Raw genomic sequence first — 10,566 nt, forward strand, 5'->3', positions numbered from 1 at the left:
GGCCGGTAGGCGAGCCGGGTATGGCCCGGACAATAGGGCAGGCCCTCCACCGGCGTGTTGCCGCAGAAGCAGAAATCCTCGGCGCCGGGGGTGCTGATCGGCCAGCGGCATCGCTCCTCGCTCAATTCGAGCAGGGAGCAGCTGTGTCCGTTGGGAATCGGCGCATCGTAGGCCGCAGGCTGCGGCTCGGCATACACGGCCTGGAGTATCCGGTATTGCAGCCGTGGCATCGATCCGCGGCGGCGTCCCTTCGGGCCATCCCTATCCCTGCGCGCCGGGCGTGGCGCGTCGCCGCTTGTTTCGCGGGTCAAATTGAGGCGGGAAAGTTTGCCGATGACGGCGTTGCGGCTGACACCGATGTCGCCGGCAATTTCGCGGCAAGTCAGCCCGGCGGCAAAATGGCGTTTCAGGAGTTCGAGGCGTTCCTCGGTCCAGGTGGGTTCCTTGGCGGGCATGTTGATAATCCCAAGCTTCAGGTCTTGCCGTTGTCGCGGATCGACAGCAGCCCGTCCTTGATGGCCAGCCGAATGCCTTCCTCGATCAGGGTCCTCGCGACGCCGGGAACACTGGTACCGTGGGTGCCCTGCCTCACCAGCTTTTCGAGATAGGTGATGGTCGAGAGCGCCAGGGTGATCGGAACGCGGTCGGTTTCGGCTTTTTCTGTGGCCATGCAAAAAGCTAGCCTGTAATGGGTGTACTGAAAAGTATCTTTTTAGACTCTATTAGGATTCGAACCGGGCCGGATTGTCAGCCAGGGTGGGATCGGCGTACCAAACGGCAATGGCCCCGAACCCGAATGCCGCGCCAATCCTGTTCGACCGCGCCTTGCTGCGGGCCCGGCAGGGTCGTGCCCTGCGCGGCGGGCCCGCAACGTTCCTGCTGGATCGAATTGCCGAGGATGCGGCGGAACGGCTGCAGGCGGTGTTGCGGGAATTCAAGAGCGCCGCTGACATCGGCACCCCCGGCGACCAGCTCCGCAGCGCGCTCGCCGGACGCTTCGGTCCACTGGCGCTGATCGATCTGCCTGATAGCGAGTCCGAGCCGCTGGCGTTGCGTCCGGAACAGCTCGATCTTGCGGTTTCTGCGCTCGCCTTTCAGTTCGTCAACGACCTGCCGGGCGTGCTGGCGCAGATCCGCCGCGCGCTCAAGCCCGACGGGTTCCTGCTGGCGGCGATGCTCGGCGGCGATACGCTGAGTGAACTGCGGCAATCCTTCGCCGCCGCCGAAGCCGAACTCGAAGGCGGGGTGTCGCCGCGCGTCGTGCCGTTCGCCGATCTGCGCGACGTAGGCAGCCTGCTGCAGCGCGCGAAATTCGCGCTGCCGGTCACCGACGTCGATCGCGTCGTGGTGCGCTACGCCAGCGCATTCGCGCTGATGGCCGATTTGCGGCGTATGGGCGCGACCAATGTCCTGGTCGAGCGGCGGCGGACGCCGAGCCGCCGCGCCACGCTAATGCGGATGGCGAAGATCTACGGCGAACGCTTTGCCGATTCCGACGGCCGCATCCGCGCGACTTTTGATGTGATCTGGCTGTCGGGCTGGGCGCCGCATGAAAGCCAGCAGCAGCCGCTGAAGCCGGGATCGGCGAAGGCTAGCCTGGCGGAGGCGGTGAGGAATACGAAACGCGAGTGACCGTGTGGCGGACGCAGCGCCACTTTACTCGATCGTCATTGCCGGGCTTGACCCGGCAATCCATCTGCGTCGCATGAATCCTTTTGAAGATTGATGGATGCGCGGGTCAAGCCCGCGCATGACGGTTGGGGGTGACGTACGCGCCCTCACATCAATAAATCGATCAGATGCGGGATCAGCGGAATGTCCGCCGGCGGCATTGGATAGTCGCGCAGCCTGTTGGCGCGGACCCAGGCGAGTTTCTGCCCTTCGCGCGCGATCACTTCGCCCTCCCAGCGCCGGCAGATATAGAGCGGCATCAGGAGATGAAAATCGTCGTAAGCGTAGCTGGTAAAGGTGAGCGGCGCGAGGCAGGCTTCCTTCACGGTGATGCCAATTTCCTCATGCAACTCGCGGATCAGCGTCGCTTCCGGCCGCTCGCCGGGCTCGATCTTGCCGCCGGGGAATTCCCACAGGCCGGCGAGCGCCTTGCCTTGCGGCCGCTGCGCGATCAGCACGCGCTTGTCGATATCGACCAGCGCGCAGGCGACGACGAGCGTGAGTTTGAAATCAGCCATGCGCAGCGGATACGTCGTTCACGACCGGTAGTCGCCGTTGATCGCGACATATTCCTTGGTGAGGTCGCAGGTCAGCACGCGGTCGCGGCCCTTGCCGAGGCCGAGCGCGATCCTGATCTGGATTTTCGGGTTCTTCATCGCTTCTGAAACCTGTGTCTCGTCATAGGACGGATCGCGCGCGCCGCTCTTGGCGACGCGGATGCCGTTGAACGAGATCGAGAGCTTGTCGCGGTTGGCGGGCTCGCCGGCCTTGCCGACCGCCATCACCACGCGGCCCCAATTGGCGTCCTCGCCGGCAATCGCGGTTTTCACCAGCGGCGAATTCGCTACCGACATCGCGATCCGGCGCGCCGATTTCTTCGACACCGCGCCCTCGACGATGATCTCGACCAGCTTGCGTGCGCCTTCGCCGTCGCGGGCGACCTGTTCGGACAGATCGGCGAGCACGGCGCGGAAAGCCTTGGTAAATGCCTTCAGGCGGGGATCGCTGGCGCGGCCGATTTTCGGCGCCCCGTCGGCCGCCGCAGCGCCGGTGGCGAAGGCGAGCAGCGTGTCCGAGGTCGAGGTGTCGCCGTCGATGGTGACGGCATTGAACGTGTCTTCGACACCACTCTTCAAAAGCGATTGCAGCGCACCGGCCGAGATCGGCGCGTCGGTGAACACGAAGGCCAGCATGGTCGCCATGTCGGGCGCGATCATGCCGGCGCCCTTGGCCATGCCGTTGATCGTGACCTTGGCCTTGCCGAGCTTCACGGTCGCGGTCGCGACCTTCGGAAAGGTGTCGGTGGTCATGATCGCCCTGGCCGCGTTCGTCCAGCCGCCTGAAACGGCCTGCTCCGCCAGCGTGCCCAGGACGCCGTTGAACTTGGTGGCATCGAGCGGCTCGCCGATCACGCCGGTGGAGGCGAGGAATACCTCATTGGGACTGCAGCCGAGCGCCTTGGCGGCGATCGAGGCCGTCAGCGTCGTGGCCTGCCGCCCCGTCTTGCCGGTGAAGGCGTTGGCATTGCCGGAATTCACCACCAGCGCGCGGGCTTTCCCGCCGGTGAGCTTGGCGCGGCACCATTCCACCGGCGCCGACGGGCATTTCGATTGGGTGAAGACGCCGGCGACCGCGGTGCCCTTGTCCAGCACCGCCAGCAGCACATCGGTACGGCCCTGGTAGCGGATGCCTGCGGCAGCCGTGGCAAGCTTGACGCCGGCGATTGCCGGCATCTCGGGGACATCGGTCGGCGCGAGCGGGGAGACGGCTGATGACATGGGCACTTCCGGCTTCGAGGCAAAGGAAGCGCTCTGTATCACCTCAATCGCCAGGGCGGGAGAGGGTGTACGATAGGACCAACACCGGAGGTCGTCCCCGCGAAAGCGGAGACCCCCGGTGTCAAATATTAAGATGCCAACTGGCCGCGTGCCCAAACGTAACGGCACGGCGTATGGGTCCCCGCTTTCGCGGGGACGACGCGGAGTGTGCCTTACTTCTTCGCCGGCGCCATCTTGGAGTCGGCGGGCTTCGCCGCGTCCGGCTTGGCCTCCGGCTTCGCCGCCGGGTCGGCGGCGGCCTGGTCCATGCGCTCGACCTTGGCGGCTTCACGCAGCTTCGCCACGTAATCGGCCTGCGCCTTGCGCGTCACATAGGTTTCGATCTGGCCCTTGACCTGGTCGAAATCGGGCGCCTTGCGGTTGCGCTTTTCCTCGACCTTGATGACGTGCCAGCCGAACTGCGACTTCACGGGATCGGAGATCTTGCCGGGCTCCAGCGAGAACGCGACGGCGGAGAATTCCGGCACCATCTGGTCCTTGGTGAAGAAACCGAGATCGCCGCCGTCGGATGCGCCGGGATCCTTGGACTTCTTCTTGGCGAGTTCGGCGAAATCGGCGCCCTTCTTGAGCTCATCCTCGACCGCCTTGGCCTCATCCTCGGTCTCGACCAGGATATGGCGGGCGTGGACTTCCTGCTCGCCGGAGATCTGCTTGGCGGCGTCCTCATATACCTTCTTCATGGCCTCGTCGGTGGTCGCCGCCTTGCCTTCGCTGGCCAGGAGGCTGTCCATCAGAAGCCGGTTGCGCGTAAACGCCATCCGCTTCTTGAAGTCGTCATTGTTTTCGATCTTCTTGTCCTCGGCGGCCTTGGCGACGATCTTCATGTCGATCAGGAACGACAGGACGTTGTCCTTTTTGGTCGCGGGATCCATCTGGGCGAGGCTCGGACCCAGTTCCTCTTCGGCGAGCGTCACGTCGCTCTGACGGATATCCGAGCCGTTAACCTTTGCCAGCACCGGATTGGTGTCTTCAGCCCGCGCCGGCAGACCGGCCAGCAGGACCATGGCGAGAGCGCCCGTCAAGGCGGCAGAGGCGAGGCCGAGGCGCAGGCCGGTTTTCGTTTCCGGAAACGAAGTGGTCATGGAAAATCCTTATGGGGCTTGTTTGGGGCGGCGGGACACTCGCCCAATCATGGGGCCTTGGCAACGCGAAAAGTCTGACAAAATGATGAATTCCTTGACACCTTCGCGCCGTTGACAAGCCTCCGACCCGGCCATATCTGTCCCAAACCGGGGTCAGTGGCGATAGCGCTAATTTCACTGGCGTTTTTTGGCCGTTGAACCTCGGGTTGCTGAATTCCCACTCATTTTGCGGATGCACCCGGATCGGGGCCAGCGGTGCAATGCGTCACGATGAGTTGATAGGCAAACGGGTGGAAAACGTCATGGCAGCTTTGCCGAACCGCGAAAACAGGAATTTGGCATGATTGGCGCGCTCGCTCGCAAGTTTTTCGGCTCCGCCAATGACCGACGGGTCAAGGGATACCAGTCCCGCGTCGATGCCATCAACGCCCTCGAGCTCGAGATCGCGGCCCTTTCTGACGACGCGCTGAAGGCGCGCACGGCCGAATTCCGCCAGCAACTCGCGGACGGCAAGACGCTCGACGACCTCCTGGTTCCGGCCTTCGCCACCGTGCGCGAGGCGGCCAAGCGCACGCTCGGCCAGCGCCATTTCGACGTCCAGCTGATCGGCGGCATGGTGCTGCACGAAGGCGACATCGCCGAGATGAAGACCGGCGAAGGCAAGACGCTGGTGGCGACGCTCGCGGTCTATCTCAACGCGCTGGCCGGCAAGGGCGTTCACGTCGTCACCGTCAACGATTACCTCGCCCGCCGCGACTCCGAATGGATGGGGCAGATCTACAACTTCCTCGGCCTGACCGTGGGCGTCATCGTCCACGGGCTGGACGATGCCGAGCGCAAGGAAGCCTATGCGCGCGACATCACCTACGGCACCAACAACGAATACGGCTTCGACTATCTGCGCGACAACATGAAGTACCGTCTGGAGGACATGGTCCAGCGCGGCCACTTCTACGCCATCGTCGACGAAGTCGACTCGATCCTGATCGACGAGGCGCGCACGCCGCTGATCATCTCCGGCCCGCTCGACGACCGTTCGGATTTCTACAACACCATCGACACCTTCTTTCCCCAGCTCGACAAGTCCGATTACGACGTCGACGAGAAGCAGCGCACGGTGACGCTGACCGAAGCCGGCATGGAAAAGCTCGAGAACCTGCTGCGCGACGCCGGCCAGCTCAAGGGCGAGTCGCTCTACGACGTCGAGAACGTCTCGGTCGTGCACCACGTCAACCAGGCGCTGCGCGCGCACACGCTGTTCACGCGCGACAAGGATTACATCGTCCGCGACGACGAGGTCATCATCATCGACGAGTTCACCGGCCGCATGATGCAGGGCCGGCGCTATTCCGAGGGCCTGCACCAGGCGCTGGAAGCCAAGGAGCACGTGCAGGTTCAGCCGGAAAACCAGACGCTGGCCTCGATCACGTTCCAGAACTATTTCCGGATGTACGAGAAGCTCGCCGGCATGACCGGCACGGCGTTGACCGAGGCCGACGAACTGTTCGACATCTACAAGCTCGAAGTCGTGGAAATTCCGACCAACGTGCAGGTCGCCCGGCTCGACGAGGACGACGAGGTCTATCGCACCCAGACCGAGAAATACGCCGCGATCCTGGCCGAAGTGGAGCGCGCCAATGCGCGGCTGCAGCCGGTGCTGGTCGGCACCGCTTCGATCGAAAAGTCCGAAGTATTGGCCGAATACCTCAAGAGCCACGGTTACAAGCAGATCGATTTCGGCAACGAAAACGCGATGGAGAAGCTTTACGCGGCGGCCCGCGCCGGCAAGCCGGCAAAGCTGTTCGCGGTGCTGAACGCGCGCTTCCACGAGCAGGAAGCCTACATCGTGGCTGAGGCCGGCGTGCCCGGCGCGATCACGATCGCGACCAACATGGCCGGCCGCGGCACCGACATCAAGCTCGGCGGCTCGCTGGAAATGCGGATCATGCACGAGACCGCCGGGATCACCGACGAGGCCGAGAAGGCCGCCAAGATCGAGCGCATCAAGGCCGACGTCGAACGTTTTCGCGATATCGTGCTGAAGGCGGAAGAGACGGTCGAGGTCGAGCCCGCCAAGGGTTCAAAGCCGGCGAAGACGGTGACAAAACCGGGCGGGCTCTACATCATGGGCTCCGAACGCCACGAATCCCGCCGCATCGACAACCAGCTGCGCGGCCGCTCGGGCCGCCAGGGCGATCCCGGGCGCTCGAAATTCTTCCTGTCGCTGGAAGACGATCTGATGCGGATCTTCGGCTCCGACCGGCTCGATACCATGTTGACGCGGCTCGGCCTCAAGGAGGGCGAGGCCATCATCCATCCCTGGATCAACAAGGCGCTGGAAAAGGCGCAGCAGAAGGTCGAAGCCCGCAACTTCGACATTCGCAAGAATTTGCTGAAGTTCGACAACGTCCAGAACGACCAGCGCAAGGTGATCTTCGACCAGCGCATCGACCTGATGAAGGACGAAAGCGTCGCCGAGACCGTGGCCGACATGCGCCACGCCTTCGTCGAGGATGTCGTCAACAAGCACGTGCCCGAACACGCCTATGCCGAGCAGTGGGACGTCGCCGGCCTCAAGGAAGAGTTGAAGCGCGTGCTCGACATCGACCTGCCGGTCGATGGATGGGCCAAGGAAGAAGGCATCGCCGACGAGGAACTGCTGTCGCGCATCGAGAGCCGCGTCGACGAGCACATGGCGGCCAAGGTCGCGCAATGGGGTCCCGACGTGATGCGTTACGTCGAGAAGACCATCCTGCTGCAGACGCTGGATCACCTCTGGCGCGAGCATCTGGTCATGCTCGATCACCTGCGTCAGGTGATCGGCCTGCGCGGCTACGGCCAGCGCGACCCGCTGCAGGAATACAAGTCCGAAGCGTTCAGCCTGTTCGAGGCGATGATCGCGCATCTGCGCGAGGCGGTGACGGCGCAGTTGATGCGTGTCGAAATCGTGCCGCCGGAGGAACAGCAGCCGGCATTGCCGGTCATGGAAGCCCACAAGTTCGACCCGAACACCGGCGAGGACGAACTGGCCTTTGCCGGCGCGTCGCTGGTGCCCGCGGCTGCCGCCGGCCGCGATCCGAAGAACCCGGCGAGCTGGGGCAAGGTCGGCCGCAACGAGGATTGCCCCTGCGGCTCGGGCAAGAAGTACAAGCACTGCCACGGCAGGTATGCTTAGCAATGATTTCAATGGGTTAGCGGGACACTGTGTCTGGAACTCCGTGAAATTTGTCTAGATGTCCCGCTGACTATTGAAACGCTTTCAATCCGTGTGGTGCTTGCTGATCTTCAGGGGCATCACGAATGGAAGGCGCTCGCTATCTTGAAGATGGCAAGCTCACTATTTTCAAAAGATCTGGAATTTTCCACGCACGGTTTCGAATTTCACCGGGGAAATACATCTTGCGGTCGCTTAAGACCGCGGATGTAGAAACTGCGATTCGCGCTGGCCGAAAATTGCTGTTCCAATTGGAACAAAGAGCTGAGCAGGGCCTTCCACCAAAATCCAAATTATTTTCCGTTGTTATTGATGACTATGTTCGGTTTCGGGAGCGCGACCATCATCACGGCAGAACCTCAGATGGAATGCTGAGGCAGATCATCCGTGTTGCTAAGTTTTGGCGTGAGTACGCTGGAGCAATGGTAGTCGAAGCAATCGACGACAAGGTGATGCGGGAGTTCATCCCGTGGCGTCGTGATTATTATTCAAAGTTCGATAAGCTTCCGAGAAATGCGAAGCTCCATCCAGCTGACAAGACGCTTCAGTGGGACATGATGCTAGGCAAAGCCATTGTGAAATGGGCTCACGAGCAGGGCTTGCGTGGTAAAAAATCTCTTCCGACAGCTACCTTCACTCCGAAAAAGAAACGTGTGAGACCTGCGTTCGAGATACCTGAGTATAGACGCTTATGGCGAACTATGTACAAGCGTATCAACGCTGCAAAGGATGACCGCACACGGCAAAGCAGAGAATTGCTTCGTGACTACGTTCTCATACTCGCCAATTCTGGAATGCGTGTTGGCGAAGCAAACAATCTCAAAATACGTGATGTGATTCCGTTCAGGGATGCCAAGGGTCGAAATAATTTTCGATTTATTGTGAGAGGCAAAACGGGCGAGCGGGATGTCATTCCAAGATCTGCCGTAGCAAGCCGAATAGACAAATTCTTGGCAAAACGCGGCGGTGAAGATCCCAACGGGTTCTTGTTTGCAATGCCTGATGGCTCGAAGGTCGTCACGCTGATCGATCAATTCAATGCGGCGCTGAGGCAAGCCGGAACAGAAAAGAACGGTTTTGGCGAGAAGTACGCCCTCTACAGCCTTCGCCATTTTTACGCTGTGATGGCGTTGCGAAACGGAATTGGTGTTTTTGAAGTCGCACGCAACATGGGGACTTCGGTCCAGATGATCCAGCAGTACTATGGTAAGCAAGCAACGTCAGCCGTGTTTGCGACGAGGTTGGGCGATTGAGCTTAGCCAGAGGCCACGGATCCAGCGATGCTATCGAAGGTCTCCGAAAGGAACAATGGCGCCATCCGTGAGTTCCGACGAGAGTTCGTGGTTCTGTGCCGACGCCTTGAACTGCGAGGCAAATGTTGCAATCGACGGCTGTCAGTTCAAAAGAAGCCCTGGTCGCTTAAAAACCTAAGAGCGCAAGACCAACCCAACTAACAACGACTATCGAGCAGGCGATTGCCACCAACGAGAAAACCGTTCCGACAAAGTTAACCTGCTGCATTTTAAAGCCCGCAACGTTTGCCTCTCGGATCTTCTCCTCACGTTTTCTGCACGTAAAGACGTAAACAGGAGCGGAAAAATAATCGAGCGGGCTGTGGCTACGCTGCAACATTGAGAGGTACTGGCGGGCTCCCTATGGTACAATTTTATTGGATAGTGTGCGAAGCTAGATTGATAAGCGGCCCGGAACCGAGATCCGATCTTGAATGGAACAACGCTGCGTTGTCTTCAGGAGAAGTTATGTGAGAGCCAAGTTCAAAGTCAGTCTTGTCGCCACCGCGTTCATCGGCTCCGTCGGCGTAGTAACGTGGTTTGGCGCTCAATGGTGGCCGCAGTACAGCCCGCAAGATTTTGAACAATGCTCTGAGAAAGCAAAGAGGACCTCGTCATCCAAAGATGAGCGCATGACGTTGATTGCTCAGTGCGGCAAGCAGTTCGTAGGCCGACGCAAGACCGGCGGCGGATACACCTATTATGACTTTCTACAAGATCGCCATTTTGATATCGCGGGTCCGAACCCGACGCCGAAGGAGCTAAAATACTTCGATGAACAATACACGTTATACCTGGATGCCCAAAGACGAGATGCAGTTGCAGCAGCCCTTGCGGAAAAGCAGAGCCGAATGGCGCAACCAGATTTTCGGGACGATCGTGTAACGGGCTCGATATCTCCGCCAGGATTACCCATGATGATCGTTCCGACCCACGTTCCGATCCCGAGGGCACGTAGCTCAGTGGTTCGAGCGGATGGCTCGTGCGAAGATGCATCGCTATCGTGCAACTGGACGAAATTTTCTGCTGGAATTAAGAAATTTTTCGAATCTAACGCTAAGGTAGACCGCCCTTAGGCAAAACTAGTTTCCAAGCTAGTTTATCCGTCCGAGTTACGTCGTGCGACATCGCATCGGCCCGGCCTGCGGCCTCGATGGCGCTGTCTCATCGGTCCACTTGCCAGTTCCATCCGATTGGTAATGCGATGGCACCCGTCTCGTTGAATAGCCAAACACCACTTGAATCAGACGCGGCAAGGATGGGATTGAACGGCGGAATGTCCAGACGCAAAACGTCGTTGACGTGAACCTGGCATGCTCTTTGCTAGCATAGCGGTGCTGGGGATTTTAGGGCCCAGTTTTGATACGCAATGCCGCCCGCCAAGATATTCGGCTAGGCGGCATTGTGCTTTCCTGAGGCGGCCAATTTCAAAATAGGGCGACCCAACGCTGGTGTAGCCATTGGACCAA

The 10,566-nt window shown here is 60.5% G+C and carries 9 protein-coding genes; 4 read left to right on the top strand and 5 right to left on the bottom strand.

The window, feature by feature from the left end:
* Both QZ213_RS17665 and QZ213_RS17670 read right to left on the bottom strand, forming a co-directional pair.
* Positions 1-455 (bottom strand): GcrA family cell cycle regulator (locus QZ213_RS17665; RefSeq protein WP_291687381.1); only part of this gene is annotated, 455 nt, incomplete at its 3' end.
* A 17-nt stretch (positions 456-472) separates the two neighbouring features.
* Positions 473-670, bottom strand: a complete 198-nt coding sequence (locus QZ213_RS17670; RefSeq protein ID WP_291687382.1) for a hypothetical protein — start codon at positions 668-670, stop codon at positions 473-475.
* A gap of 110 nt (positions 671-780) precedes the next feature.
* Between QZ213_RS17670 and QZ213_RS17675 the strand changes: the two genes are divergently transcribed.
* The gene (locus tag QZ213_RS17675; protein ID WP_291687383.1) at positions 781-1,632 is read left to right on the top strand and encodes a methyltransferase domain-containing protein; all 852 of its coding nucleotides are present in this window, start codon (positions 781-783) and stop codon (positions 1,630-1,632) included.
* A 146-nt stretch (positions 1,633-1,778) separates the two neighbouring features.
* On the opposite strand, the gene mutT is transcribed toward QZ213_RS17675, so the two are convergent.
* The 3 genes from mutT to QZ213_RS17690 form a co-directional block, all read right to left on the bottom strand.
* A complete protein-coding gene (gene mutT / locus QZ213_RS17680; protein ID WP_291687384.1) occupies positions 1,779-2,189 on the bottom strand; it encodes an 8-oxo-dGTP diphosphatase MutT in 411 nt (136 codons plus the stop codon).
* A gap of 18 nt (positions 2,190-2,207) precedes the next feature.
* On the bottom strand, positions 2,208-3,449 hold the full coding sequence (gene argJ, locus QZ213_RS17685) for a bifunctional glutamate N-acetyltransferase/amino-acid acetyltransferase ArgJ (protein ID WP_291687385.1): 1,242 nt from the start codon (positions 3,447-3,449) through the stop codon (positions 2,208-2,210).
* 212 nt (positions 3,450-3,661) lie between these two features.
* Entirely contained in the window at positions 3,662-4,591 is a 930-nt protein-coding gene (locus QZ213_RS17690) for a peptidylprolyl isomerase (protein ID WP_291687386.1), read from the bottom strand.
* A gap of 340 nt (positions 4,592-4,931) precedes the next feature.
* Here QZ213_RS17690 and secA point away from each other — a divergent pair, with 340 nt between their 5' ends.
* The 3 genes from secA (at position 4,932) to QZ213_RS17705 (ending at position 10,173) form a co-directional block, all read left to right on the top strand.
* Entirely contained in the window at positions 4,932-7,766 is a 2,835-nt protein-coding gene (gene secA, locus QZ213_RS17695; RefSeq protein WP_291687387.1) for a preprotein translocase subunit SecA, read from the top strand.
* Between the two features lie 125 nt (positions 7,767-7,891).
* Positions 7,892-9,058, top strand: coding sequence for a site-specific integrase (locus tag QZ213_RS17700; protein WP_291687388.1), 1,167 nt, complete (start codon positions 7,892-7,894; stop codon positions 9,056-9,058).
* A gap of 509 nt (positions 9,059-9,567) precedes the next feature.
* On the top strand, positions 9,568-10,173 hold the full coding sequence (locus QZ213_RS17705; protein ID WP_291687389.1) for a hypothetical protein: 606 nt from the start codon (positions 9,568-9,570) through the stop codon (positions 10,171-10,173).
* The last annotated feature ends 393 nt before the right edge of the window (positions 10,174-10,566 follow it).

It is taken from the genome of Bradyrhizobium sp. (assembly GCF_017881085.1).
In the GTDB taxonomy this organism is placed as follows: Bacteria; Pseudomonadota; Alphaproteobacteria; order Rhizobiales; family Xanthobacteraceae; genus Bradyrhizobium.

Excerpts from the sequence above, each read along its gene's own strand:
- QZ213_RS17670 (WP_291687382.1), bottom strand. The coding sequence starts at position 670 with ATGGCCACAGAAAAAGCCGAAACCGACCGCGTTCCGATCACCCTGGCG.
- QZ213_RS17675 (WP_291687383.1), top strand. The coding sequence starts at position 781 with ATGGCCCCGAACCCGAATGCCGCGCCAATCCTGTTCGACCGCGCCTTG.
- mutT (WP_291687384.1), bottom strand. The coding sequence starts at position 2,189 with ATGGCTGATTTCAAACTCACGCTCGTCGTCGCCTGCGCGCTGGTCGAT.
- argJ (WP_291687385.1), bottom strand. The coding sequence starts at position 3,449 with ATGTCATCAGCCGTCTCCCCGCTCGCGCCGACCGATGTCCCCGAGATG.
- QZ213_RS17690 (WP_291687386.1), bottom strand. The coding sequence starts at position 4,591 with ATGACCACTTCGTTTCCGGAAACGAAAACCGGCCTGCGCCTCGGCCTC.
- secA (WP_291687387.1), top strand. The coding sequence starts at position 4,932 with ATGATTGGCGCGCTCGCTCGCAAGTTTTTCGGCTCCGCCAATGACCGA.
- QZ213_RS17700 (WP_291687388.1), top strand. The coding sequence starts at position 7,892 with ATGGAAGGCGCTCGCTATCTTGAAGATGGCAAGCTCACTATTTTCAAA.